The 25,648-nt window shown below is 49.4% G+C and carries 27 protein-coding genes, 1 riboswitch and 1 other annotated feature; of the genes, 9 read left to right on the top strand and 18 right to left on the bottom strand.

Annotated elements, in window-relative coordinates:
• Window positions 1–139: 139 nt before the first annotated feature.
• Window positions 140–1,198: an NAD(P)/FAD-dependent oxidoreductase gene (locus ACQKPA_RS26795; protein WP_427495506.1), complete on the top strand. Its 1,059-nt coding sequence runs from the start codon at window positions 140–142 to the stop codon at window positions 1,196–1,198.
• A gap of 55 nt (window positions 1,199–1,253) precedes the next feature.
• On the opposite strand, the gene ACQKPA_RS26790 is transcribed toward ACQKPA_RS26795, so the two are convergent.
• Window positions 1,254–1,502, bottom strand: coding sequence for a YuzB family protein (locus ACQKPA_RS26790; protein WP_427495505.1), 249 nt, complete (start codon window positions 1,500–1,502; stop codon window positions 1,254–1,256).
• 82 nt (window positions 1,503–1,584) lie between these two features.
• Between ACQKPA_RS26790 and ACQKPA_RS26785 the strand changes: the two genes are divergently transcribed.
• Complete coding sequence (locus ACQKPA_RS26785) at window positions 1,585–1,830, top strand: NifU family protein (RefSeq protein WP_006212609.1); 246 nt, start codon at window positions 1,585–1,587, stop codon at window positions 1,828–1,830.
• A 185-nt stretch (window positions 1,831–2,015) separates the two neighbouring features.
• On the opposite strand, the gene ACQKPA_RS26780 is transcribed toward ACQKPA_RS26785, so the two are convergent.
• The 7 genes from ACQKPA_RS26780 to ACQKPA_RS26750 form a co-directional block, all read right to left on the bottom strand.
• Window positions 2,016–2,789: an SDR family oxidoreductase gene (locus ACQKPA_RS26780; protein ID WP_427495504.1), complete on the bottom strand. Its 774-nt coding sequence runs from the start codon at window positions 2,787–2,789 to the stop codon at window positions 2,016–2,018.
• A 204-nt stretch (window positions 2,790–2,993) separates the two neighbouring features.
• Complete coding sequence (locus ACQKPA_RS26775; protein WP_427495503.1) at window positions 2,994–3,836, bottom strand: MetQ/NlpA family ABC transporter substrate-binding protein; 843 nt, start codon at window positions 3,834–3,836, stop codon at window positions 2,994–2,996.
• A 66-nt stretch (window positions 3,837–3,902) separates the two neighbouring features.
• Window positions 3,903–4,571: a methionine ABC transporter permease gene (locus ACQKPA_RS26770; RefSeq protein WP_427495502.1), complete on the bottom strand. Its 669-nt coding sequence runs from the start codon at window positions 4,569–4,571 to the stop codon at window positions 3,903–3,905.
• Entirely contained in the window at window positions 4,571–5,587 is a 1,017-nt protein-coding gene (locus tag ACQKPA_RS26765) for a methionine ABC transporter ATP-binding protein (protein ID WP_427495501.1), read from the bottom strand. Before ACQKPA_RS26765 ends, ACQKPA_RS26770 begins: the two co-directional genes overlap by 1 nt.
• Before the next feature lie 107 nt (window positions 5,588–5,694).
• A riboswitch (SAM riboswitch) is annotated at window positions 5,695–5,841 on the bottom strand.
• A gap of 121 nt (window positions 5,842–5,962) precedes the next feature.
• Window positions 5,963–6,682, bottom strand: coding sequence for a Cthe_2314 family HEPN domain-containing protein (locus ACQKPA_RS26760; protein WP_427495500.1), 720 nt, complete (start codon window positions 6,680–6,682; stop codon window positions 5,963–5,965).
• Window positions 6,683–7,239: 557 nt separating this feature from the next.
• Complete coding sequence (locus ACQKPA_RS26755) at window positions 7,240–8,214, bottom strand: COX15/CtaA family protein (RefSeq protein ID WP_427495499.1); 975 nt, start codon at window positions 8,212–8,214, stop codon at window positions 7,240–7,242.
• 241 nt (window positions 8,215–8,455) lie between these two features.
• Complete coding sequence (locus ACQKPA_RS26750; protein ID WP_071222388.1) at window positions 8,456–8,800, bottom strand: thioredoxin family protein; 345 nt, start codon at window positions 8,798–8,800, stop codon at window positions 8,456–8,458.
• A gap of 138 nt (window positions 8,801–8,938) precedes the next feature.
• Here ACQKPA_RS26750 and ACQKPA_RS26745 point away from each other — a divergent pair, with 138 nt between their 5' ends.
• The gene (locus ACQKPA_RS26745) at window positions 8,939–10,330 is read left to right on the top strand and encodes a DUF2515 family protein (protein ID WP_427495498.1); all 1,392 of its coding nucleotides are present in this window, start codon (window positions 8,939–8,941) and stop codon (window positions 10,328–10,330) included.
• Window positions 10,331–10,413: 83 nt separating this feature from the next.
• On the opposite strand, the gene ACQKPA_RS26740 is transcribed toward ACQKPA_RS26745, so the two are convergent.
• The 3 genes from ACQKPA_RS26740 to ACQKPA_RS26730 are packed head-to-tail and all read right to left on the bottom strand — an operon-like array spanning window position 10,414 to window position 13,329.
• Window positions 10,414–12,039, bottom strand: a complete 1,626-nt coding sequence (locus tag ACQKPA_RS26740) for a putative polysaccharide biosynthesis protein (protein ID WP_427495497.1) — start codon at window positions 12,037–12,039, stop codon at window positions 10,414–10,416.
• A 56-nt stretch (window positions 12,040–12,095) separates the two neighbouring features.
• Window positions 12,096–12,575, bottom strand: a complete 480-nt coding sequence (locus ACQKPA_RS26735; protein ID WP_427495496.1) for a DUF456 domain-containing protein — start codon at window positions 12,573–12,575, stop codon at window positions 12,096–12,098.
• A gap of 7 nt (window positions 12,576–12,582) precedes the next feature.
• A complete protein-coding gene (locus ACQKPA_RS26730; RefSeq protein WP_427495495.1) occupies window positions 12,583–13,329 on the bottom strand; it encodes a Cof-type HAD-IIB family hydrolase in 747 nt (248 codons plus the stop codon).
• 257 nt (window positions 13,330–13,586) lie between these two features.
• Here ACQKPA_RS26730 and ACQKPA_RS26725 point away from each other — a divergent pair, with 257 nt between their 5' ends.
• Complete coding sequence (locus tag ACQKPA_RS26725) at window positions 13,587–14,048, top strand: SRPBCC family protein (protein ID WP_427495494.1); 462 nt, start codon at window positions 13,587–13,589, stop codon at window positions 14,046–14,048.
• 63 nt (window positions 14,049–14,111) lie between these two features.
• Here ACQKPA_RS26725 and ACQKPA_RS26720 read toward each other — a convergent pair whose 3' ends face one another.
• The 3 genes from ACQKPA_RS26720 to ACQKPA_RS26710 all read right to left on the bottom strand — a co-directional run bounded on the left by ACQKPA_RS26720 (window position 14,112) and on the right by ACQKPA_RS26710 (window position 18,012).
• On the bottom strand, window positions 14,112–16,163 hold the full coding sequence (locus ACQKPA_RS26720; protein WP_427495493.1) for a peptidoglycan D,D-transpeptidase FtsI family protein: 2,052 nt from the start codon (window positions 16,161–16,163) through the stop codon (window positions 14,112–14,114).
• 143 nt (window positions 16,164–16,306) lie between these two features.
• The gene (locus ACQKPA_RS26715) at window positions 16,307–17,455 is read right to left on the bottom strand and encodes a transglutaminase domain-containing protein (RefSeq protein ID WP_427495492.1); all 1,149 of its coding nucleotides are present in this window, start codon (window positions 17,453–17,455) and stop codon (window positions 16,307–16,309) included.
• A gap of 110 nt (window positions 17,456–17,565) precedes the next feature.
• On the bottom strand, window positions 17,566–18,012 hold the full coding sequence (locus tag ACQKPA_RS26710; protein WP_427495491.1) for a hypothetical protein: 447 nt from the start codon (window positions 18,010–18,012) through the stop codon (window positions 17,566–17,568).
• A 181-nt stretch (window positions 18,013–18,193) separates the two neighbouring features.
• Between ACQKPA_RS26710 and ACQKPA_RS26705 the strand changes: the two genes are divergently transcribed.
• On the top strand, window positions 18,194–19,366 hold the full coding sequence (locus ACQKPA_RS26705) for an MFS transporter (RefSeq protein WP_427495490.1): 1,173 nt from the start codon (window positions 18,194–18,196) through the stop codon (window positions 19,364–19,366).
• A 432-nt stretch (window positions 19,367–19,798) separates the two neighbouring features.
• Window positions 19,799–20,146: a toprim domain-containing protein gene (locus ACQKPA_RS26700; protein ID WP_216530885.1), complete on the top strand. Its 348-nt coding sequence runs from the start codon at window positions 19,799–19,801 to the stop codon at window positions 20,144–20,146.
• 126 nt (window positions 20,147–20,272) lie between these two features.
• On the opposite strand, the gene ACQKPA_RS26695 is transcribed toward ACQKPA_RS26700, so the two are convergent.
• The 3 genes from ACQKPA_RS26695 to ACQKPA_RS26685 all read right to left on the bottom strand — a co-directional run bounded on the left by ACQKPA_RS26695 (window position 20,273) and on the right by ACQKPA_RS26685 (window position 22,412).
• Complete coding sequence (locus tag ACQKPA_RS26695) at window positions 20,273–20,890, bottom strand: SCO family protein (protein ID WP_427495489.1); 618 nt, start codon at window positions 20,888–20,890, stop codon at window positions 20,273–20,275.
• Window positions 20,891–20,969: 79 nt separating this feature from the next.
• A complete protein-coding gene (gene cyoE, locus ACQKPA_RS26690; protein ID WP_100539247.1) occupies window positions 20,970–21,908 on the bottom strand; it encodes a heme o synthase in 939 nt (312 codons plus the stop codon).
• A 285-nt stretch (window positions 21,909–22,193) separates the two neighbouring features.
• Window positions 22,194–22,412 (bottom strand): alpha/beta-type small acid-soluble spore protein, encoded by a 219-nt coding sequence (locus ACQKPA_RS26685; protein WP_015737431.1) that lies wholly within the window; start codon window positions 22,410–22,412, stop codon window positions 22,194–22,196.
• A gap of 121 nt (window positions 22,413–22,533) precedes the next feature.
• Between ACQKPA_RS26685 and ACQKPA_RS26680 the strand changes: the two genes are divergently transcribed.
• Window positions 22,534–22,701, top strand: coding sequence for a hypothetical protein (locus ACQKPA_RS26680; RefSeq protein WP_164817467.1), 168 nt, complete (start codon window positions 22,534–22,536; stop codon window positions 22,699–22,701).
• Between the two features lie 12 nt (window positions 22,702–22,713).
• Here the strand turns inward: ACQKPA_RS26680 and trpS are convergent, their stop codons facing one another.
• The gene (gene trpS, locus ACQKPA_RS26675) at window positions 22,714–23,700 is read right to left on the bottom strand and encodes a tryptophan--tRNA ligase (RefSeq protein ID WP_100539248.1); all 987 of its coding nucleotides are present in this window, start codon (window positions 23,698–23,700) and stop codon (window positions 22,714–22,716) included.
• Between the two features lie 89 nt (window positions 23,701–23,789).
• Window positions 23,790–24,032, bottom strand: a binding site (T-box leader).
• A gap of 176 nt (window positions 24,033–24,208) precedes the next feature.
• On the opposite strand from trpS, the gene ACQKPA_RS26670 reads away from it, so the two are divergent.
• Window positions 24,209–25,201 (top strand): aldose 1-epimerase, encoded by a 993-nt coding sequence (locus ACQKPA_RS26670; RefSeq protein WP_427495486.1) that lies wholly within the window; start codon window positions 24,209–24,211, stop codon window positions 25,199–25,201.
• A 208-nt stretch (window positions 25,202–25,409) separates the two neighbouring features.
• Window positions 25,410–25,631, top strand: coding sequence for an alpha/beta-type small acid-soluble spore protein (locus ACQKPA_RS26665; RefSeq protein ID WP_007131961.1), 222 nt, complete (start codon window positions 25,410–25,412; stop codon window positions 25,629–25,631).
• The last annotated feature ends 17 nt before the right edge of the window (window positions 25,632–25,648 follow it).

The raw sequence follows: 25,648 nt of genomic DNA, 5'->3' as shown, positions 1-25,648 counted from the left end.
TAAGCAAACGAGAGACGTTCCAAAAAACGGAAAACAGGTTAAAGAGATAATATAGCGTGGGTAACCTAAGCCGCTTCCAGCGGCGTTTTTCTTGCGAATCGGCGCTCACCTTCTTATCTCTTGAGAAAGGAAGAAATTTATGAAAAAGCTCGTCATTCTCGGCGGAGGCTATGGTGGTCTTGCCCTAATTCAAGAATTATTCAGCAGCTATCTTCCTCCGGACGTGGAGGTCGTGCTCATCGACCGCATGCCATACCAAGGACTCAAAACCGAATATTACGCGCTGGCAGCAGGCACCGTGGCTGATACCGCAGTTCGTGTTAAATTCCCGGTGTATGACCGCCTCCAAATTGTATATGGTGAAGTCACATCCATCGATCTGGAGAAGAGGCTTGTTAACCTGACGAACAACGATCCCGTGGAATACGATCAACTCGCCATTGCTCTGGGATGTACGGACCGATATCATGGCGTTCCGGGCGCTGAAGAATTCACGTTTAGCCTGCAATCTTTCTCTGCATCCCGGGAAACCTATTTGCACCTGAACAACCTCAGACCTTATGGTCATGTTCATATCATTGGCGGAGGCTTAAGCGGCATCGAACTCGCTGCCGATCTTCGTGAAAGCCGGCCTGACCTTAATATCGCCATTTTGGACCGGGGACAACGGGTACTTTCTTCTTTTCCTAACCGTTTGTCTGCTTATATTCATCGCTGGTTTGAGGAACACCATGTGGATATCCACAGCGGGGTTTCCGTATCCCGAGTTGAGAAGGATGCCGTGTATAATCTGGATGTGCCTATCGCAACCGACCTGGCTGTATGGACGGCGGGCATTCAGCCCGTAAAAGTCGTACAGGATCTCGATCTGCCAAAAGACCGCAGCGGACGCATACTGCTGAACGAGTGGTATCAGGTTCCGTCCCATCCGGAAGTGTACGTGATCGGCGACTGCGCCAGCCTCCCGTTCGTCCCAAGCGCGCAAGCGGCCGGGGCTCAAGCCGAGCAAGTGGGACATGTCATGAAAGCTATATGGCGTGATGATACGCCAAAGGTATCTCCGCTGAAGCTCAAGGGAACCCTCGGCTCCCTCGGCAAACATGCGGGCTTTGGACTCATGGGCAGCACGTCGGTTCTGGGCCGGGTACCAAGGATATTGAAGAGCGGGGTTCTCTGGAAATCCAAGCGTCATTACTAGACCCACAGGCTGCAGACGCTATGTTCTTCCTTACGGAAATGCCAGGTATCCGGCGTCAGCTTTCCTCTTCGCTGTCCTTAAAGCTTTCCAGCTTGGCGATGACAACGTCAAGCAGCTCTTCAGCCGTGGGGGCCTCCACCCATTCGCCATCCACATAAGCGAAGGGCATCAGATAGCACTGGCCGCAGCTGGTCAGGCAGCCGTATTCGATGACTTGACAATCGTACTTGGCTTCAAGCGTCTGCAGAACTTTATCCGTGCCGAAATAGGAATTGCTTGTGCAAAACTCAATGATAATGGACATTGTTATTAGACCTGCCTTAAGATTGGCATTTTATTTTGCCGGTTTATGTACTATAATATAGGGAGGAAAGGAGTTGAACAAGATGAGTGAAAACACGCAAACCACTGTATATGATGAAGTGGCTGAAGTGCTTGATAAACTTCGTCCGTTCCTGCAGCGCGACGGCGGTGACGTGGAACTGGTTGACGTTGAAGACGGCATCGTTAAGCTGAAATTGATGGGTGCATGCGGTAGCTGCCCTAGCTCCACCATTACTCTGAAGGCAGGGATTGAACGCGCCCTGGTTGAAGAAGTAGAAGGCATTCAAGAAGTAGTTCAAGTATTCTAAATCTTCTTTAACTATAAAGAGTCTTGGTTTCCTTCGTGGAACCAAGACTCTTTTTTTGAGATTTAAAAGAAGTTTACAGCGGAGCACAAGCAATTCTTTAACCGCATTTATGTGTTTTAGGGTCCCCGCATAGAATATGGAATAAGCATAGAAGCATGGACTCCACTTTGTGGGGTTATTTTTTGTTATTCCGGTTTAATCAACGGACGGATCGGATCCAGTCCGCCGGATATATCCATGATATTGCCGGTAATGAAATCCGACTTATCCAGGCATAAATATTCGATCACCCTGGCGACGTCCTCCCCGCTTCCCGATCGTCCGCGCGGGGTCAGCCCGTCTTGGATGCCCGATACCTCATTGATGGTCTTCTCTTTATTGGCTCCGCGAATATCCCCCGGACAGATCATGTTCACGGTGATTCCATACGGGGCTTCTTCCACCGCAAGCGTCTTCGTAAAGGATACCAGGCCCACTTTAGCGGCAGCATAGGCTGAACGCTGAGGCCACGCGCGGGCTTCTCCCGCATGTCCGAATCCAAAGTGGATGATGCGTCCCCACTTTTTCTCCCGCATGGCAGGCAGAACACGGTGGTCCAGCAGCATGACGCCGGTTAAATTGCCATTCACCATATGTACGATTTCGTCGGGGCTGTATTCCGAGAACAGACGACGTTCCCGAATGAACGGACCTGCGTTGTTCACCAGGATATCGATGCTTCCCAGCTGCTCCTCCGTCTGATCCACCAATGAATACAGCTCACGTTCGCTGGCGATATCGGCTTTAATCGCAATGGATTTCACGCCAAACCCCTCGATTTCGCGGGAGAGCGCCTCCGCTTCATCCTTGCTGTTTACATAATTTATAGCCAAATGACATCCCTGCCGGGCTAACGACAGCGCCGTCATTTTCCCCAATCCTGTCGCACTGCCTGTAATCAGCGCCACTTTTCCTTTCAAGGCTTTCCCTCCTCAGATGGATATCCTCCCTTCAGTATAAAAGATTTAATAAGGCCTAACAACTTGCAAACCCGGCAGAGATGGGCATAGAGACAATAAAAGAAAGGGCTTATCCGTCAAGACCGATAGGTCTCTTTGGATAATGCCCTCTCTTAACAAATACGAACAATTTATATTCAGCATGATCAAGCTTTGGAACTCGAATTAGAATGCCGGAATGACAGCACCTTTGTACTCTTCTTCAATAAAGGTCTTCACGTCCTCGGAAGTCAGCGCCTTCGCCAATTTTTGGATAGCGTCAGAATCCTTGTTGTCCGGACGAGCTACCAGCAGATTGGCGTAAGGGTTCTCTTTGTCTTCGATAAAGAGCGCATCCTTTGTTGGATCCAGTCCCGCTTCAAGCGCGTAGTTCGTGTTGATGACAGCCAGATCCAGCTCATCCAGCATACGTGGCAGCATCGCGGCTTCAACTTCCTTGAACTCCAGGTTCTTCGGATTTTCCACGATATCCTTGGCGGTAGCTTCCAGCTTGGTTTCATCATTCAGCTTAATGACACCGTTCTTGGACAGCAGCGTCAATGCACGGCCAGCATTCGAAGGATCGTTCGGAATGGCTACAACCGCACCATCCTTCAGGTCATCCACAGATGTAATGGTTTTGGAGTACGCACCTAGCGGCTCCACGTGCACGGCGATCACGGACTCCAGGTCCAGCTTGCGCTCTTTGATCTGGTTATCCAGGTAAGGCTTGTGCTGGAAGAAATTCGCGTCGATTTCTTTGGAGTCCACTTGCGTATTAGGCAGAACATAATCCGTGAATTCCACGATTTCCAGGTTTACGCCTTCTTTTTCAAGTGCCGGTTTGACATGCTCCAAAATTTTGGCGTGCGGTGACGGCGAAGCACCTACTTTCAAGGTTACGGTCTCTTGAGCGCCGCCTCCTGTTGTTCCCCCTGGCTCAGCCGCGTTATCCGCAGGCTTGCTGCCGCACGCAGCCAGCACCGTAACCAAGGTCAAGCTGATCAATGCCAATGTCCATTTTTTCATTCTAAAAACTCTCCCTCCGAAAATATATTTTTTTATATTGTCTTCCTTGATGCCTCATCCATTCCGTTATTTTCTTGTAAAATGTCGGACCAAGCGATCTCCTGCCATTTGCAGCAGTTGTACCAGCACAATCATCAACACGACGGCCAGGATCATAATCTCAGTCTCATAACGGTAATATCCATACTTGATGGCCAAATCGCCCAACCCGCCGCCGCCGACTTGACCGGACATCGCGGTATACGATACCAGGGTTACAATCGTAATGGTCATCCCGGCCAGCAAGCCCGGGCGAGCCTCCGGAAGGAGAACCCTCCATATGATTTGGTTTGTCGAGGAGCCCATAGCATGAGCCGCTTCAATGACCCCTTTGTCTACCTCATTCAAGGCGGTTTCCACGAGTCTGGCGAAGAATGGCGCCGCGCCGATCACGAGCGGTGGAATGGTTCCCAGCACGCCATAAGAAACACCCACAAGCGATTTCGTAATCGGGATCATCGCAACGATCAGGATAATGAACGGAATCGAACGCAGGATGTTCACAATGAACGACAGGATCGAGTAACCGAAGCGTACCAGACCGGATGTGGATCTAGCGGCCATGTAGAGCAGCACGCCAATCGGCAGTCCGATAATGAAGCTGAACAAGGCCGAAGCCCCCAGCATCCGAAGGGTATCCAAGGTTGCCGTCCATATTTCCTTCCAGTCGATCTGGGTAAAATCGAGTTCGAACATTAATGAATCACCTCCACGTCTAATCCTTGTTCCAGCAGCTTCCGGACCGTATCTTCGATGGCACGCTCTTCCCCTTCGAAACGGACAATGAGCTGGCCATACGGCGTTTCTTTAATCGTAGAGATCGTGCCCTGCAGAATTGCAAAATTCACGCCCGTCTCATGGACGGCATGGGACAGAATCGATTCGTACGTTTTCGATCCAAGGAACGTAATCTGCACCGCTCTTGAAGGTCCGTTCGCCTGGCCCTGAATGGCCAGCCGCAGCGCTTCGCCGCTGTCCATCTCCTGGCGGATAAATTCCTGGGTTATCTCATGCTTCGGCTTCAGAAACACTTCCGTTACTGGCCCTTGCTCCACGATGCCGCCCTGATGAATGACCGCGACCCGGTCGCATATGCTCTGAATCACATGCATCTCATGGGTAATCAGCACGATCGTCAGATGAAACTTTTTGTTAATGTCCAGCAGCAGGCGCAGGATCGAATCCGTAGTCTGCGGGTCAAGCGCAGAGGTCGCTTCGTCGCATAGCAGCACTTCCGGATCGCTCGCGAGCGCTCTGGCGATACCCACGCGCTGCTTCTGGCCCCCTGATAGCTGGGACGGGTATTTGTCCCGATGCGCCTCCAGGCCGACCAAAGCCAACAACTCGGATACTTTGCGTTCCAGTTCGGCCTTCGGCGTCTTGATCAGACGCAGCGGAAACGCAATGTTATCGTACACCGTCGCCGATGACAACAGGTTAAAGTGCTGAAAAATCATGCCGATTTTGCGGCGTTCCGCCTGAAGCTGCTTCTTGCCAAGCGACGTTAAGTTCTTACCGTTCACCCACACTTCGCCCGAGGTGGGACGCTCCAACAAATTGATACAACGGATCAATGTACTTTTACCTGCACCGGAGTGTCCGATCACTCCGAAAATTTCTCCTTTTTCAATCGACAAATCCAATTCGGACAACGCAGTTGTTAAAGTTCCGGCTTTTCCGTACTGCTTCGTCAATTGCTTGAGCTCAATCAATCCGATTATCCTCCTTTTTCCGTAGCTTCATATCTATTTACCCAAAAGAAAAGAGCCTCTTTTTGTAGAATCAAAAAGGGCCCTCTTTACGTAAAAGTCAACGCCTTTTCTCATCTGTCAAAACTAAGGGTGTCCCATAGCTTTGAAGGAATTAGCACCATGTCACTCCAAGCGTCATCGCGTTAAGCAATTACACGCTTAGAGTCGGTTGCCGGGCTTCATCGGGCCTGTCCCTCCGCCTCTCTCGATAAGAAAATATCGATATGAAATTTTTCCGATTAATTTGATCTGATTTGATAACATTTAATGAATGCAATAGTTAGTATAGATTCTTTTCTGGTTTTTGTCAAAAGGAATTTCATGGCGATTTTGTGCCTAAGCCCTGACTCCATTTTTTCCCCAAAGCTCGTTCGTATATTTATAAGAGGCCGCCAGACTCCGGCATACCATATCAACACCTTGTTTGAGATCGTCCAGGTGCTGATCGATATCCTCCAGCTCGACCTTGTCCGACAGCCCTTGATGACGCTGCCACAAATCATCCTGCATCTCGGAATTCATGTAATGGATTTCGGCGTTCCGCCGTTTCCGGAGCGTGTTCAGCGGTGTTTTGTAACGCTCCTTGATCGCTTCCAGCTCTTTGGCCAGCTCTCCGTGGGTCTTCAGGAATTTAAACTGCCGCAGGACCGTAAAATAAGAGAAATGCGCCTTCACCTTGGAGGTATGGAGATCGTACAAATCGTTCAGCACCGTCCCCAGCTTGTCAAGGATCGAGAATACGCGGATGAAGCCGTTTTTGTAAAAATACACATATCGTTGATATTCCCCTTGCTCCTGAATCGACATGTCATCGATGTAACCCGATTTGACCGATTGACTGAAATGCCTGGCAGCATTCCAGCTCTGTTCCAGCTCATCCAGGGAAACGATCAACCCCCGGGTCCAAATCTCAAGCTTGCGAAAGTCATGTGTCGGGTCCTGATTTTTCTCCATTTCCTTCTGCAGCAGCCGGGTTGTTTGGACCATCGATTCAATGGCTTCCTCAAGCAGGCCGTTATTCTGCCGGGGTTGTTCCCCAAGTAACATTCGAAGCATGGCGGTACCCCCTCGCGTCATCAGATTAACCTTGGTTCTTGGATCGCTATTTGCCAAAATAGGGATTCCACCGCGTTTCAACCGTTTTCACGATATCCTCACGCGGAAATAACTCATCCGGGTATCCCGGTTACATCATTCGTTTTCATCCATGACCAGAGGATCGTTCTTATAGGATGCCCCCGAAACGACGAGACAACCCCCATAGCATGAAGCGACTTTGCGATATCCCCACGATATCGCCTTCGTCATAATTACGCGGCGGCTCGCGAATCGGATAGCTGCTTTCCATAAGCACCGCTTACTGCGATGAATTAGTTCGCCCCTTGTATAGTCCATGTGATGTCTCAATAAATATTACCTAATCCGTTGCCGGATCAAACCTTCCCAATACTGCTTCCAGCGTCTCCTTGATATCAGACAGGTCTAGCGGATGGTTTGGTTATCATCGACTCCCCACCTCACTATACAACAAAGCCCTCGAACGCTGGCTCGGGGACTTTGCATAACATATGTTGCCTTAAATTCGATCTTTTTTTCATGATTTTTGCTTCTTATTATACGATTTTTTCACGGGGCATGCTATGATCCGGCCGCATTTCGGTTTTAACCGGCCTGCTGAGCTGCCAAACCCTGACACTTAAATAACAAAGTACGCCGAATAAAGCGGAAATCAGCAAGGTATGCCCCAGTGCGGAGAATACGTAAACCTCCTCGTTATGCATCGTTGCCATAATGAGGGCGCCGCTGAACACCTGCAGCAGGCAGAGCACGGTTGCCGAGATGCCCAGCATCTGGATCTCCCGGTTGTCACGGTTGCGCCAATATGCAAAATGCCCCATCACAGCCACAACGATCAGCAGCAGAAGCGCCGCCACGCGGTGCATAAAGGCGATGCCGACCCCTCCGCTCAGCTCCGGGATCACTTCCCCGTTGCACAGCGGCCAGCCGGAACAGCCTTCCCGGGAATCGGTATGGCTGACGAATGCACCGATATAAACCACGATGTAACTGTACAAGGTTGTGCCCCATACTAAATTACGGAAGCTCTTGCCCACTCGCGGCAGACCCTCCAGGTCAATAGGCCCCTTCGCCTGTTCTACCCGCCGCATACCCAGAGCCAGCATGACAGAACTAGCAAAAGCAATCAGCGAGAAGCCAAAATGCAGCGCCATAATCGCAGCCGATTGAGGCTTAACCACCGCAAGCGCACCCATGATCGCCTGTACAATAACGAATACCGAGGTCCCGATAACATAAACCATCAAATCCCGGCGATCCCGCTTGTACTTCCAGAACGCAATCAATGATGCGAGTGCCGCCAAACCCGCCATTCCGCTGACAGCCCGGTGGGAATACTCAATCATGGAAGATACCGTGTAAGCGGGAACAAATTTACCGTTGCACAGCGGCCACTCCTGGCCGCAACCGAGTCCCGAGCCCGTCTTTGTCACAACCATGCCTCCGAACGTTGCGCAGAACATAATTAAGCATGTGATGTAACTCAGCCATTTTAATTGTTTATCGTTCACTTATCTCACCTGCTGCTCATAATCATTCACTATTTAAACCTTTACAGGATCGCATCGTACACAGTCCACATTTCATTATACCTGATTCTACCGCTACGGTCACTTGAGCGATTGTGACAAAATGTTCAAAAATGAGAAAAACCTTCATGATCCAGGTACTTGACTTCATGCCATACCTTAAGTCGATATAAAACAACACCGCCGCCAGTTATAGATCAAGGCGGCGGTGCTATGGTCACCCTTACTTATGAATCGTACTGTATACATCCACGGCACGCTGCAGGAAATCTTCAATTTCCTCGCGCGATTTGCGGAGTTTGTTAACATAGCGAACCAGCTCTCGTCCATCGGAGTATGCAACAAAGCTGGGGATACCCAAAATATTTTGCTGCTGACTCACGTCACCGACAGCATCGACGTCAACCTCTACCAGAGTCAATTGATTTGAGAACTTTGTCTCAACCTCCGGCATGAATGGATCGATAAACTTGCAATCGCCGCACCAGTCTGCTTTAAATACGGCAACAGTCAATCGCGGAGACTGGATTGCAACCTGAAATTCTGCTTCCGAAGTGATTTTTTCCATTGATTATCTCCCCTTTACGTCGAGTTCCTTCACCCTTAGTGAATCAAAATGTTGAGTGGAAGTCAAATTTTAGAGCATACTGACATTATGATGTTCACAGGCAGGGATTAACCATCAGAAAGTGCAGGTGACCCCCGAATGCACTCGAACGGAGTCAAAGATAAAAAAAACCAGAGCAAAGACCTATGGTCATGGGCGGCAGCCATTCCGCAGGCCCTGACAGAATCATGGTCAGGGATGATCGCATCATGGCGATTCTCCTTAAAACTCCGGACAAGCAGACACGAATTGCAATGGGACCCTGCAGTGGTAAGGGGAGTTCGCGTAAAGCTCAAGGAAATCCTATCCTCCCATCCCTATCTGCAGCAGAGCGTTTCCCCGTTTCCGTTCCCTTCCATGCAAGGGTATAGCGAGATTCGGATTCATGAACCAGGTGTGGATGCTCAGCTATCTCAAGAAGAGCATCAGTTGATTCATCATATTCAGGAGGCCGCAGCCGCAGCTAATCGGAGCAACGTAACGCGCACGCAAGCCTATTTGGACTGTTATGTATCGCATCCTGAGCTGCATTGGGCCCTACTGGCCCATATGGTATCGCGTAATGCCGGGTGGAATATGAGCGATCTGAAGGGCGGATTGATGTCGGATCTCATGGATTCGACATTCAAGAGCAATCTGTACCGTTTCCTGGAGCGCTGCAATGCGCTGATCTTCCAGGACGCCTACCCCCAGCTGCTTCTCTATATACACAGTCGAAATAAAGGCAAGCCCCTATTTCATTTACTCCCCCACTTTCATGTTTCATCGTTCATGACACCGTTCTGGGAACAGTTCTGGCAGGATCAGAGCAGTTCGCTGCTTACGGTGGCACTCATCATTAATGAGCAGAACTATATTGAGGGGCGTGTGGCGAGAAATCCTTTTTACCGACAACATATTCTAGAGGATCCCTTCTTTCGGGTGCATGAGCTGACCCGGTTGAATCAAATCGTGTTTCCGCTGGATCAAGTCCATCGAACGGAGTCGGGGACAAGCGCTGGGCAAAAGCCCCTATCCCCAACCAGGCCGCTGGCCGGGCTTACCATCCCCAAGTTTGACGACCTGTCCATTCGGATCAAGGCAGGCCGTTCGCTGTATGCTTTATTGTTTGGGTATGAGGAGATTTACCGAGCTGTGCTGGCCTTCGCGCGATCCACCAAGCACCAGGGATCGCGCGCTGAATACTGGCCGGCCTTGTTTACGCCGACCCTTGAGCAAGCCATGAATCATGGCCACGCTGGATCTGACCTCATCACATCAGAATGGCTCCCGGGTGGCCAGCGTCTGTACAGCCCTTATCTTGAGGAGATCTGGGAGGATGAACCCCCCGAACCGATTCCCCGGTACGACTGGTTTCAAGGCCGGGCGATGTTTAGGCATATCTGCAAACCGTTACGGCCTCTGCTGCCGGATATCACCCACGCCCATCGGGCCGCTCTGGAGAAAACCTCCATCGTGCATGATGTGTCTGATCAGTTCCATCCGCATTAAAATGAAAAGAGACCATCCCGATACTGCAAGGAAGGTCTCTGTTCGGTTCTATTTACACGATGAGTGAAACTAAGTCTATGTCTTTATCCCCGCTCCCGCATACGTGCAGGCTGCAGCCTCATAAGCGGACGGAACACCTTCTGCAAAAGGCGCGGGTAACTGCTCAGCTCCGATTGACGCAATACGCCAAACACCACCAGGAGGACAAGATATATGATGACCACGGCCACGCCTACAACCAGGCAAGTCAGCAGGAACGCCAACCGTGCCGGCATGACATCGACCATCTGAATACCGGCCAGATTCAAGCCATATCCGATTCCCCCGGCAGCAAGCACCGTCAGCACGAAGCCCGTCCAGCGTTTGCCCAGGATGGAGAAGGATACAATCGCTTTAATCGATCTTATATTCAGCATCGTAATGACAAGGAAACAGAGCGCCGTGCTTCCAATGATACCGTAAATCCCAAAAAACGGAGCCATCAGGAAGCTGGCTGCAAGCTTGACCACAACCCCGATCATCACGTGAATCATCGAGAGCTTGGCCTTGCCGATTCCAAGAAGAATGGAATTTGTGGTCATCATCGTGATCTGGAAAATCGTACCGAACGTCAGAAATCCAATAATCCCGCTGCCGCCCAAGGAACTGAACAGCAAACCATTAATGGAATAGGATGCAACGCATAGCGCAATCACCATCGGCATACCCGTCAATATGGCAACCCGCATAGCCAGCGATACTTGCTGTTCCAAATGCTCCTGATCTTTCTTCGCAAAAGCGGCAGAGATGATCGGTATGAGCGAGGTGCTGAGGGCAATGGCTAGAATCGGCGGAATCCCTGCCACGCTCTGCGCCCGGTTTCCCAATACCGCGAGGGCTGAGGTTGCTTGCCCTAGGCCAACCTGCCCGATCAACAGTGGCTTAACAATAGAGCTGTCAATGAAGTTAACAGCCGGAACCGCCAGGGAAGACAGCACAATCGGTATAGAAAGCGTGAATATATCCCGGTATATCCCGCCAAGCGGAATGGAGCGGTCCGCCGCCGGCATCTTGAGCTCACGATCACTTCGGCGAAGTTTTACCGTGAAGTACAGCATGACCGCAAATGCTCCGATACTGCCGAGCACGCCACCGAAGGAGGCCCCGGCAGCAATCCAGGTATCGTCGTATCCCATCCGCAGCAGCACGTAAGCCAGGCCGATCGCTGTCAGAACGCGTGCAATCTGCTCGATAATCTGCGATATCCCGCCAGCGGTCATATTATTGCGCCCTTGGAAGTATCCCCGCATCATGGCGATGGCTGGAAACAGCAGCAGCGCTGGGGCGAGTGCCTGAATGGCCGCGGCGGCCTCCGGCTGCTTAGCAATATGGGTAGCATAATAAGGTGCTCCGAAATAAAGCAGCAGCGTCATCACAACACCCGCTGCTCCGGCAAAAATAAGTGCAGCATGATAGACACGCCGGGCCTCCGCAGGCTTGTTCAAAGCATGACGCTCGGATACCATTTTGCTGAGCGTGCTGGGAATGCCGGCCGTTGCTACCGTTAACAGCATTAAATATACGTTATTGGCGATCGTAAATGAGGCATCCCCAATATCATTCAGCATATGCTCTAGGGGCACCCGCTGAGCAAGGCCCAGGACCCGGGCTACCAGCGCAGCAGCGGCCAAGATGATCGTGCCTTTAATAAATGACTCTTTCTTTGACAAAACCGTACCCTTCTTTCTCCTCCAAAGCGCCTCTTACAGCGATTCCTAAGCGTCTATTAGAAAATCCAAATGAAGAAAATAACAATCATCGCGAGCTGTAAAATAACCTTCACCACAATGCTGCTGAACAATCCAATGACCGATCCGAAACCAACCTTCATGGATTTGCTTGCTCCCGAGCCTGCCAGCATTTCACCCAGAAATGCACCAAGGAACGGCCCAATAATCAATCCAAAAGCGGGAATAACGAACGGTCCGATAATCAGTCCGATGGTGCTTCCCCATATCGAGGCTTTGGAACCACCGAGCTTCTTAACCCCCCAGGCGTTAACCGCATAATCGGCAATGAACAGCACCACCAGAATAATCGTCTGAATAATCCAGAACCATGTATTGTAATGCTCGAATGTAAAGAACCAGCCGTAAACAAACAGCGCCAGGTAAATGGCGATAACCCCCGGCAGAATAGGGTAAATCGCCCCGGCCATCCCAATGATAAACAGAGCGATTACGATAATCCAGCCCAATACGTCCATCAACATCTCACCCTTCGATCAAAATATGATCCCTGATGACCTCAACGATACCGTCCTCATTGTTGCTGGAAACCACAAGATCCGCTTCATCCTTAACCGTCTGCTGGGCATTGCCCATGGCCACGCCGAGGCCGGCCTGCTGAATCACAGCCAGGTCGTTCAAGCTGTCGCCTACGGCTACGACTTCGGACATGCTAATGCCGAGCAGCTCGCACACCTGTCCGATTCCGGTCGCTTTGTTAACGCCGAGCGGATTGATTTCCAGGTTATCCGGCGAGGAGTTCGTGATCTCCAGTCCGCCCATATCCTGCAGGCGCATCAGAATGTTGTGGCGTACCTCATGATCATTCGTGGTGTAACCGAATTTCAGCCATTCCTGATTCGCGATATCGTCGGTCCAGTTCTCAGAATTATACAATCTTTCTACTGAATACGCCCAGAACCATGATCCGGTTTCAATGGCCAGTGCGTGCATTTGCTCCACGAGCTTGCTGTCGAGCAATGCACGGCGGTGTAATTCATATGGCGCACGCCATACCTCGCCTCCGTTCACCGTTACCATCGGTGTCGTCAGTTCAAGCTGTTTGGCATACGGATAAGCATCCTGAAACGGCCGGCCTGTCGAGAGGCAGACATGAATACCGTGCCGTACCGCTTCCTTGATCCACTTCACCGTTTCCTCAGACACTTCATGATCGTCCCGCAGCAGCGTACCGTCCATATCCAGTGCCAACAATCGATATTTATGTTTCATGGTATTAACCCCCTTACGAATCACAAACAAACATAACGACATTTTACCACAAAAGGCAGGGCGTCAAAACATTCCCTATGAATAGTAGCCCCCGGACATGCCAAAACCGAGGTAACGCTAGCCTCAAGTAGTATTTCCCAAGCTCTCGAACAAAGCGCACGACCCTTGAAATAAATGAGCAATGTAAAAGAAAGAATATGATTTCCTTTATGCTACGATATTACTGAAGACAACCTCAAAAGGAGTCATAAAATCATATGACCAAACTCAATGAGACCCCTGTCGTGACGGCAGAGATGTTGATTCGAAGACCCGTTTCAGAAGTATTCGAGGCTTTCATCGACCCTGAGATGACAACCAAGTTCTGGTTTACCAAAAGCAGCGGCAAGCTGGAGGAAGGCCGCCATATCCGCTGGGATTGGGAGATGTATGGGGTACATGATGACGTGTATGTTCAACATATCGAAGTCAACCGCCGCATCGCGATCGAGTCTTCGGACCAGACCAAAACCGAGTGGACATTCACGCCACGGGGCGATCATGAGACCTTCGTTGCCATTACCCACTCCGGATTTACAGGCAGTGGGGATGAAATGGTAAAGGGAGCTATTGATTCCATGGGAGGATACACCATGGTACTCTGCGGCCTCAAAGCGCTGCTGGAGTTTAACGTCGTCCTGAATCTGGTGGCGGACAAAGCCCCGGACGCCCATGTGTAACGGATAAAGAAAAGGCAGCCAACCCATTTAGGGCACTTGGCTGCCGTTTTTGTAAATATCCTCTTATTCGTTACTGCCATCCCCATTCTCACCCTCGGTTTTTTTAGGGTGAGGCGTTCCGTCAAGGCCGTAAATCTCGTCATACGCGTCGAAAATTTTACGGGCAACCGGCGCGGCACTCTGGGAACCGAAGCCGGCTTCCGGTATGACCACGGCGACGGCCAGCTTCGGATTTTGCCGTGGAGCAAAGGCGATAAACACCCCGTTTTCCAATCTCTTTCTGTTACCATTTATATAGACATCCTGCTCGGATGTTCCGGTTTTCCGCGCAAAATCATATTTGAAATCTTCGAAAGCCCGGAGCCCCTGCGTATTCATCCCTGCGATGACTTCATTCCAATACTGCTGAGGAAATTCTTCTTTGTTCAATACTTCGCGTTTGAATTCCTTGATCACATTGCCATCCTGATCCACAATCTTGCTCGCAAGCTGAGGCCGAATGCGTTCTCCCCGATTGGCAAGCGTGCTGGCATACTGAGCCAATTGGAGCGTCGTATATTTACCGGACTGTCCGAATGAAGCGTATGCCATGGCAGCCAGATAACTTCCCGCCTGCTCGATATTGGTATACTCGATGATTCCTTTATGCTCCTTTGGCAGACCGGATTCGGTAGATACCCCAAGCCCGAATTTCTTCATGTATCCATCCCATTTTTTAACGGACTCAGAGCCATATTTGTTCCACAATCTTTCCCCAACCCAGTCAACCATGAAGGCATTTGAAGAATGTTCAATCGCACTTCTTGGACTTAAAGATCCGTAAGCTCTTCCACCGGAGTTCTGAACCCTTGAATTATCTTTACCAAAAAATGCAGCACCGCCATCATAGTAATAATCGTTCGGACCGAACAATTTTTCATTAAGTCCAATGAGTACACTTAATGGCTTTACTGTTGAACCCAACAGCACAACCGACTCGAGATTGTTTCCGGATCGGCCGGAGTTATATGGAGAGATGGTCCCGTTTCCGTAATACTTCATAACAGTTTCCCAATCGTCGGTTCCATTCTCCCATACATTGGGGTCATAATCCGGCATGCTGGCCATAGCGACAATGTTGCCGGTATCCACTTCCATCGCTACGGCATAACCCGTTAGCGCATCCGGATGCGTTTTACCGGAAACCGGATTGGCGTGTAGCCATTTCAGCTGATCAATGATCGCCTGCTGTGCGACCTTCTGAATATCCTTGTGGATCGTCGTATGAATATTGTAGCCCTTCTCCGGGGCAATCATCGTCGGCACCCCGTCCGCCATGTTCTGGGGATTAATCGGAATACCGATATATCCGTTCTTGCCGCGCAGCTCATCCTGGAACATCATTTCGAGTCCGTCTACACCGACCTTCTCCTGCTCCGTGTAGATGAGTCCCGGATCTTTTTGCGTTTTGTTCTGCTCATCGATCTCCTTATATTTAGGAAGTGTCTTATTTCCGCGGAACTCTCTTAAATAACCAATCGTTTGAACGGCGATTTGGTCCGGGTTATATAGACGTTGGCTTTCTTCAACAACCTCTACTCCAGGATACTCGTTCTTATGCTCCATGAAATAAGCGACTTCTTTGTTTGAAAGATTCGCTTTAATGCGTCTCGGCTCATAACCCGGCTGCTTGTTGAACTCCAGGTCCATCGCTTTGATCACATCATCCACCGTAAGTTTTTCGGCTTTTGGATCACCATACTGTTCGAAGACCTTGACCATTTCCTCAGCCAGCTTTTCGATCTCCGGACGGTTCTTCTTCCCTCGCTCGGATGAACTGTAATCCTTTAACAGCGTTAAATACAGTGCTTGGGAGGGTGTCGAGTAGGCAAGCGGCGTTCCGGAAGCATCGATGATGCTGCCCCGGATCGGCTGTAGCGGGAAATTTTTAACCTGCCCGCCGGTTTCGAGCTCTTTTAGCTCAGGCCCTTCAACGAACTGCAGTATAGCAAGACGTATAATAACGACACAGAATATGATAAAAGTGCTGAAAAAAAATAGATTAACCCGCAAGTTAAACTGACTGCCGGCATCTCGTTCTTCTTGTTTGCGCTTATCCGGCCTAAACCCTTTCACGTATGCTTCTCCCCTTTATCCACAATCACATAAACCCATATTAACATAATCGCCCCCCCACTTCATCTGGAAGGGCCCTCCTGATGGGAAAGGGCAGACTTCTCTTGTTACAAAGTCCGCCCTTATCCATATCAACACACCGATCAAAATACCTGCTCTTTAATATGCGTTTCGTTAAAGCGAGGCGAGTTAAACCAGTTTCCGCTCTGTGCCCAGGTCGGGTCCAGCGGTATCCATCGCTTCTCTTCACTCAAGTAGACCTCATTCCAGGCATGCGGACCATAACCGCCTTGACCATTATATCCCCTGCCGGTTACGACCCGTACTTTCAGATCCTGAGACCGGGCCATCATGGCATAAAGCCGGGCATAATCAATGCACACGCCTAACCTTGTATCGTACGTATCCTGCGGCGTCTGCTCTTTCCATATCCGCTGCTCTTCATACAAGGTCACTTTGTCGTGATCATATGTTATCCGGCTGCCAACCCAATCATAGAGCTTTCGCGCTTTCTCTTCATCGGTTGCCGCACCCTTCACGACATGGGCTGCCGTTTGCTCAATGCCCTCGGGAATCTTGTGGTCGATGACCTCATACTTCCGCTGAATGATCCCGTTCAATTCTTCCTGAACCGATTGGGTAAAGACTGGCAGCTTCTCGCGGACGAGAGAGCCCGACAAAGGCTCTATAACTGCCCTCGCCCCCTGCTGATAAACGGGTGAAGCCTCAACGTACCGACTAAAAGCGTGATCGGGATTAAGACTGACGTAGATGAATAAGATCGCAATAACAATAATGCTCCGCGCTGCGCCCATGATGACGCCAATTCCCGCACCTGTTAGCCGGCTCAGCAGCGATGCCGATGTATCTTTTCTCGTTCCGAAGAGTCCCAGCCTGCCCCCCATGATCAGGGAAACGAGCAGACGCAGCATAAACACGATAAGGGCGTAACTTAACATAAACAGCACCGCAAACCGCAGCAGCGGGAAATCCGCCAGCGATTTTACGGCTGTATAATAAATCTGTTCCCAGAAGCGCAGCTCTCGATTCGGTAAAGTGGAGACCGTACCCAGCCAATCGCCTGCCTTAGGTGATAACCATAGTGTAAAAGGAACGGAGATCGCAAGCCCGACCAGGCGCAGCACCGCATCCCCCAGAAAAAAAACAAGCTTCCCGGCTGACCGGGAGGCTCCGCGACTCCATCCCTGTAATAGTGAAAAAGCCACAATCAGCAGCAGCAAGATGGTGATTCCGTTCCCACCCAGCACACTATCCTTCCATGCCGACATCAACGGTATCCCCTCCTCTCCCCATGATGTCTTGTCAATCGATGTAATCGAGCTGCAGCACTAACAACGCTGCCGCCCTCGTACATTCGCTTCCGATTGCGTTCTATCTTTTTTTATTTAGAGGCTGTATTGCTCTTGGCATCGTCGATAAAGCTCTGGATCGTATCGTTGATATCCCACTTGCCTACCGAAACACCGCGGAAAGTGACTTCAACCTCTTCGGAACCGGCGCTTCCTTTCAGCTCCAGATTGGGAGCTTTAATGGAGTAGGTACCGTCCCCATTCGAAGTATATTTTGCTTCCTTCGCTTCTTTCATCATCATGTTCAGCGCTTCCTTTTTAATCGTATCCACCGTTTCTTCCTTCACTGTGGTTACAACATCGCCGATTTTTTCCAGTGAAATACCGCTGTACACCAACAATCCCCCAATGATGAGTACGGCCAGCGCCCACTTAATGACGGTTCTCACCACATTCAGCACAATAAATAAGATAATTAAGGCGATGGCAATGACCAGCCAGTTTTGTTTGAGAAATTCAATCCAGACCTGAGTATCCAATTCAATTCACTCCCGTTCATCGTTTCACAAGCGGCGGTTCATGGCCGTCTTATTAATTATACATGATACCCCGCAAAGCTGTCAGCCAACCGGGTCTTTTCACAAAAAGGTATAAGCTTGCCCTTTCGAACGTACAAGTAGTAGTAACATATCAACTTTTGCCGGATAGGAGGGTGCCATATTGAAAACCGCTTTATGGCTCTATATGTTTTTGTTTCTGGCGTTTTTTGATTTGCATGCTCAGTATCCTGTACTGACGCCCTTTGCCATCTCTCTTGGCGCAGCCCCTACGTTTATCGGCTGGATGATGGGCATTTATGCTCTGACCCATCTGCCTGGCAATCTGCTTGCAGGCAATCTGATCGATCGGCACGGCAGCAGACGCTACATTATTTTCAGCTTAACCGCCGCTGGTGTGATTCTGCTGCTCCAGGCTCATGTTCAATTGCCCTGGCAGCTGCTCGTGCTCCGCTCGATCAGCGGATTCGTTCTGGCCTTTTTGTCACCGGCCTGTCTGGCACTGCTTGCGTCACTCTCCCGGGATCCTGTTACGCAAGGCAAATATATGTCCGGTCATGGCGTAATACACACTCTTGCCTCTGTCTTGTCCCCGGCCGCCGGCGCTTTCATTGTAGCCAAAGCAGGATTTTCCGGTACATTCCAGAGTCTGGGCTGGCTTTTGATTTTCACCGGCTTGATGGCGTTTCTCAGTCTCCCGAAGCCTCTGTCAGCCACTGCTAAGGATAAAGGTCAGGCTGCTGTTCCGATCAACAACGGGACACCGGCGCGGCTTCCTTTTAGCTTGCGCTTATATTTGATCCCGTTTGCTATCGCATGCTCTCAAGGAATCCTGTTTTTTGAAATACCGCTGCGAGAAAGCGGGCTGGCAAGCATTATGTCCACCGGACTTCTATTCTCCGTCATTAGTCTTGGAGCTTTGGTCACATTAAGCATGCTGTTTCTCAATCGTTATGCGCCCCATATCAGAGTAGCCATCGGCGTATTGGGGCTGGCTATTTGCTTCTACGCTCTGGCCGCAGCTGACCATGTACCGATTATGATCATCCTGTTTGCACTCGGGCTAGCTAAAGGATTGCTGTTTCCGGCATTATCCTCATTGTTCATCGAGCTAAGCGGCGGAGGCAGACTCGGGAAAGTATTCTCATTTCAATCCATCGCCATGTCGCTTGGTTCCTTTGTCGGCCCTATTGCGGCTGGACAGCTCCGAACGGTGGTGTCACCTTATTTCATTGCGTTTCTAATGCTGATGACCGTTCTGCTGCTGCTCCCCAAACGCAATCGTGAAGCACCTTTAACGGCCATCTCACCGGAAGCCCCCATCTCAACCGTCTAAGGAAGCTGTACCTGGCTTGAGTCAGCGCCCAAAAAGATGCGGATGGGCCAATACACAATCCATATGGGTAAATCCACATAAGATACAGTGTGGCAAATGACCACGTACATCTAACCAAGGGGTGAAGTAATCATGAGTCATGTTCATCATCATAAACATTGTCATACAGGAGGCCATGGAAATTCTGTAGGGATGGTTCTTGTATTGTATATTCTGCTCGTCATCATCTTGAGCTGTTTCTACTAGAATACATGGGTTAACCTCGTTGCGGCCATCCAGTGGATGGCCGTTTATTTTGCCTGCTTTGCATGATCGGTAAAAAACAAGTTACACTATACATACATCATTCGACACAACCATCATTCGACGGCAGATTATCATTTCCCGGGGAATGCCGCCAAAGAACTCCGTATCATGACAGAGGTGAAAAAGATGCCGATATTCCTCATTGTAGAGGGCAAGAACGACCGAAGTCGTCTACGCCGATTGCTGACATCAGATATAACCATCTTGTGCACGTTCGGAACGTTAAACACCGCCAAGCTTGAAAGCCTTCATAAACAGGTGAAGGATCAAGAGGTCTATCTTTTTATGGATAACGACAGCTCCGGCAAGAAAATTCGCGGTGCCCTGCGCGACATCTTCCCTGATGCCGAACAGATTTATACGCGCCGGGGTTACGCCGGAGTTGAAGGTACGCCTGACGAATACCTGATTGCCCAGTTAGAGAAGGCCGGGCTGGAAGAGTTCATTATTTACCCGCCTCCTGCTGAGTTCTGATGAAACCTTGTCTAATTTGTCCAAGTTCTCATTAACAAACTATATACATCCGAAATCCCTATTTTAAATCAAAAAGGCGTCCTCCATCTTTAACGATAGAGCGCGCCTTTTGGTTTTACCTATAAGTTATTCCTTAATTAAGGTCTTAATGTCCTTCACAATATCCTCGGTCTTCACTTGGGCCGGGTCTGCTGCATTATAGGTCTTCCGAATATTGTTATCCCGGTCAACCAATGCAATGGAATTGCCATGTGTGAAATTCGTCGAGTTATTGCCGAGCAGCGGGATTTTGAAGGAGTCCTGCATCAGCTTCCGAGTTTCCTCCTGATCTCCGCGCAGGAAGTACCAGCCGTTATAATCAGCATAGAAGCGGTCCCCGAATTCCTTAATCTTCTCTTTGGTATCGGTTTCCGGGTCAAAGGAGATGGACACGAAGTTAACCTCTTTACCGAAGAGGCCCTCTTTCTTCAAGTCTTCCTGTATTTGCGAAAGAACCAGTGTCGTAATCGGGCATACATCCGGGCAGCTGGTGAAATAGAAGTACATGAGCTTTACCTTGCCTTTGGTATCATCCGATGTGATCGTCTTTCCATCCACATTCTCCATGGAGTAAGCGGCAACTTCACGAACGATAGGAAACTTTTCTTTTCCTAATCCTAGCGAGTTGTATACCAGGTAAATAGCTGCTATTACACAGACAGCGAGTAGTACCCAAGTCCATTTGTAACGTTTGAATGCATTCATGACCTTCCCCGTTCTCCCTTCGTCTCAGGCAATCCCTGTTCTTATCAGGTTTAGTGCAGCGTTTAAGCCCTTCAACCTATTAAAAGGTGGTATTGAGTATGAGAACGATCAGGCTCAAGGTCAAGTAGTTGATGGAGATAATAAATACTTTTTTGGACCAAGCTTCATCGTCCTTGGCACGGAAACCTTGGAGTGCGGCGTAGAGCCACCAAATCGCCAGAAGGAGTCCGATAACCAGAAAGAATATACCGGCATACCCATACGCGTACATCAGGATGGGGATCGGTATAAGAAGTACTAGGTAAGGAATCATCTGATACTTTGTGCGTTTAATTCCTTTTACAACCGGCAACAACGGGAAGCCTGCTGCGCGGTACTCTTCAACGCGGCGAATGCCCAGCGCCCAGAAATGCGGGGGCTGCCAGAGAAACAGTAGAGCGAACAGCAAAACTGCAGCCATATCTACGCTTCCTGTTACGGCCACATAGCCGATCACCGGAGGCATCGCTCCGGAAATAGCGCCTACCGATGTGCTCCAAGTTGATGAGCGCTTTAACCATAATGTGTATACCACAACGTATACAAACATTCCGATTGCTCCGAATATGCCTGCCAATACCCCTGAGAACAGGAATAGCATAGCTAGTCCGACGATTCCAAGAATGATGGCATACCAAAGAACAACCTTAGGTGTCAGCCGTCCGGTTGGAAGTGAGCGATTCCGTGTACGCTCCATCTTCATATCGAGCTCTCTGTCGAAATAGTTATTGAAAACACAGGACGAAGCCATAACAAGCACGGTTCCGAGAAGTGTCATAATCATCAATCCAAATTGGATATCCCAACGCGATGCTAGCCAAAATCCGGCAAAAGCCGCTATCAAATTTGACCGGATGATTCCGGGTTTCGTCACCGTGATAAAATCTTTCCAAGTCCCCGCCTTATCGGGAGGTGCAGGCGCTGCCGAGGCAAGTGCTGCGGATTCTGAAGGAGCCTGGTATCTCAAGTGATTATCCACGTGTAAACGTTCCTCCTTGTATCTGTCGTTATGGAGGAAGTACTGCCTCCGCTATAAAGTTTATCATATCATTAGTAAAAAGTGTTTAGCAATCATTCGGAATTCGATCCATCTATATGACAATTCAGTGACATTTGGAAGCGATATAATCTTGACGTTATGCCGTTGTTTAAGGCACAATTTGTCTATGTAACAAAGGTGGGTGTCGAATCCTTAATATGAATACAAAGCCCGGAGCGCAATCATAGCGCTCCGGGCTTCCATACTCACGTTATGAAAAAGAGATTACAGCGTGCGGCCAGACCCCGAAAGAGCCTGTTCTGCTTGCTGTACCAAACGTTTTGTAATGTATCCACCCAGGGATCCTGTTTCACGGGAAGTATAGTTACCATAGTAACCGTCCTGAGGAATCGTTACGCCTAGTTCTTGAGCAGCCTCGAGTTTCAAACGTTGTAATGCTGCAGTAGCTTGAGGTACAACCAAATTGTTGCTGCGGCGTGCCATATTAAATATCTCCCTTCACTGAATGTCTGTTATTCCAGTGCAAGCTTGCAAACTTATTATGGCTCCTTCTTGCAACGTTATACGTATTTTTTAAATTTTTATCTTTGGAGGTTTTTTTCATATGAGTAAAGGCTTATCCCTATGGTTTGCGGTCTCTTCGATCGTCCTGCTGACCGCTTCCGCCATATCCATCAGCTACAACGGATTTCTGGCTGTCGGTCTGGCTCTACTCTCCATTCTCAACATAGGCTGGGGATTCATTATCAAATCCAAGCGCAGGCCTTCTTAGGAAGAGTCCTGCTTATTTAGGAGCCAGAAAGCCCATTTTGTCCTTGACGCCATCCAGAATTTGGGCTGCAGTCTTCTGTGCCTGCTCTGCTCCCTTGGCCAGAATGTCATGAATTTCACCGGTTTGGCGAATTTCGTAGTATCTGTTTTGAAGTGGTTCCAGAGCGGCTACTACAACTTCGCCAAGCTCCTTTTTGAATGCCCCGTACATCTTTCCTTCAAAACGCGCCTGTACTTCCTGCAAGGACACCCCAGCGCACTCCGAATAGATGCTCATCAGATTGCTAACCTCTGGTTTAGCGGACGGGTCATAGACCACTTCGGCACCGGAGTCGGTTGTAGCCCGGCTGATCTTTTTGCGGATTTGGTCCGGCGTATCCAGCATCGCAATATAACTGCCCTCAACCGGATTACTCTTGCTCATCTTCTTAGAAGCATCATCCAGCGACATAATTCGTGCGCCTACTTCCGGAATGAACGGTTCCGGAATATTGAAATAGGAACCGAACCGATGATTGAACCGTGCAGCTAAATCGCGCGTGATTTCCAAATGCTGCTTCTGGTCATCTCCTACCGGTACCAGATTGGCATTATACAGCAATATATCTGCAGCCATGAGCGCTGGATAGACAAACAAACCGGCTCCTACGGAATCTTTACCTTCCGATTTGTCCTTGAATTGCGTCATCCGTTCCAATTCGCCCATATTCACCATCGTTGTCATAATCCATCCCAGCTCGGCATGCTGAGGAACATGGGATTGCAAGAATATATTGGCGCGATTCGGGTCGATTCCGGCTGCTACGTACAGTGCCGCCACCGATTCGGAGCGATCTCGGAGCGAGCTTGGCTCCTGCGGTACCGTAATGGCATGCAGATCAACAACCATAAAGTAACAATCATGCTCGTCTTGGAGCTTAACAAAATTTTTAATGGCTCCGATATAATTGCCCAGTGTCAAATTCCCGCTCGGCTGAATTCCCGATAATACAGTTTTCATGACTTGCCCTCCATTTATTTAAATATTTTTTAATCCAAAGTCTGCCCCGCTCAGGGGAACATATATGAACGCAAAAAGGCCTCACATCCGCAAGGGACGTGAGACCGTGGTGCCACCCTTATTCGCTCCAGTAACTCTGATACTTAAACTGCAGCCTTCCATTCTTGTAACGGAGAATACCCGGCCGGCATATTAAGGAATAACAGTATAATCCCTGTTCAGCCTAGCACTCAAAGGTCCATTCAGCAAAGCGGATCCACCGGTTCACATCAACCACCGGCTTTCTGAAGGATGGGCCGCACCTGCTTACTTGTCCTTGTCATCGTGTTTCAATCATTATGGATCACTATTACATGCAATGATAAAACTCTTGCTCTCCCTTGTCAATTCCATTTTAGAATCAAGTCGCCCCATGTTTTGAAGCATTTCTTTTACCCTTTCCGCAAAAATCTGTTATGATGTGGTTAATCGTCCAGACCATGATTTCTGTTAGTAAAGGAGCATCGATATGAATCAAGTGACCAAAGGCCAGTGGAATGGTTACGACACCTATATTTTAAACAGCGGCCGTCTTGAAGTGACTCTCCTTCCTCGTCTTGGTAACAATGTCATTGGAATCAAAGACCTTGAAAACTCACGCGAAATCCTCCGAAAACCAGATGAAAGTGAGCTTGCCTTCTATCTTCAGAAGCCATACCACTTCGGCATCCCGATGCTCATTCCGCCAGGCCGGATTTCCAAAGGCCAGTTTGAGTACGGCGGAACATCGTATCAATTTGATCAAAATACCGCGAACGACAATCATATCCACGGTCTCCACCGATCACAGGCTTGGTGTGTCAGCGACATAGAGGAAGAGGATGATGGGTGCGCCGTTTCGACAGAGTTCATTTCTTCGGATGATCCGAAATGGATCGCCCAATTCCCAGTACCGCTGAAGCTGGAAATGACCTTCCGTCTTCAGGAGACCCGCTTATCGCAGAGTCTTCGTGTAACGAATCTGGGTTCCAGCCCTGTCCCGTTCGGCATGGGTTACCATACGTGGTTCCTGCTTGATGGTGAGCCGCATCGCTGGACGCTGGATCTGCCGGTAGAGGGCATTTATACCTTGAATAATGAACTGATCCCAACCGGAGATCTTTCACCGCTAGGCCATCTGGAACATCTGAATTCCGGACTAAACCTGAAGGAAGCCGACCTGGATACGATATTAAAGATTCCAGAGGGCAAACCGGCTGAAGCCATGCTTCAACGGGATGATGGTTATCAAATCCTTTATTCGGCTGACCGCGCCTTTTTCAAGCACTGGGTGCTCTATACGAAAGGCGTCGCAGAGGACTTCCTTTGCATCGAGCCGTATACCTGGCTTCCGAACGCGCCCAATTTGAATCTGCCGGATGAAGAAACCGGACTGATTCATCTGGAACCGGGACAGACCGTGAACCTGAATACCCAGATCAGCATCCAAAAAACAACACCGGAGGCGGAGCAAGGGCAATAGCAAATTCCGGTGAACCATAAGATCTTCATGTACTTAATGTTTCAACAAGAGCAGCCCTTTGTTTCAGAGGGCTGCTCTTTGTTTGTTTAAGATAACGACAATTTTCAATCGGATAATTTTACCAGCCAATGATCTGCCTCCAGCACGAATGAGATTCCTAGGATTCAGTCATAATATCCACATACAACATCAAAGGAGGTGACATGACATGGCTCAAGGTCGTTCTTCTAACAATCTTGTCGTACCTCAAGCAACTGCAGCTCTTCAACAATTGAAAGTAGAAGCTGCTCAAGAACTGGGTGTGACGCTTCCACAAGACGGTTACATGGGTAACTATACTTCCCGTGAAACAGGTTCTTTGGGAGGTTACATCACCAAACGTCTGGTTCAATTGGCTGAGCAGCAATTATCGGGTCGTTCGAACCTGTAATTCGCATCTCTTCCCTC

It is taken from the genome of Paenibacillus sp. NPDC093718, assembly GCF_050279985.1.
Taxonomy (GTDB): Bacteria; Bacillota; Bacilli; order Paenibacillales; family Paenibacillaceae; genus Paenibacillus_AQ.
The sequence above is the reverse complement of the archived record's forward strand: the minus strand, read 5'-3'. Positions and strand labels throughout refer to the sequence as shown.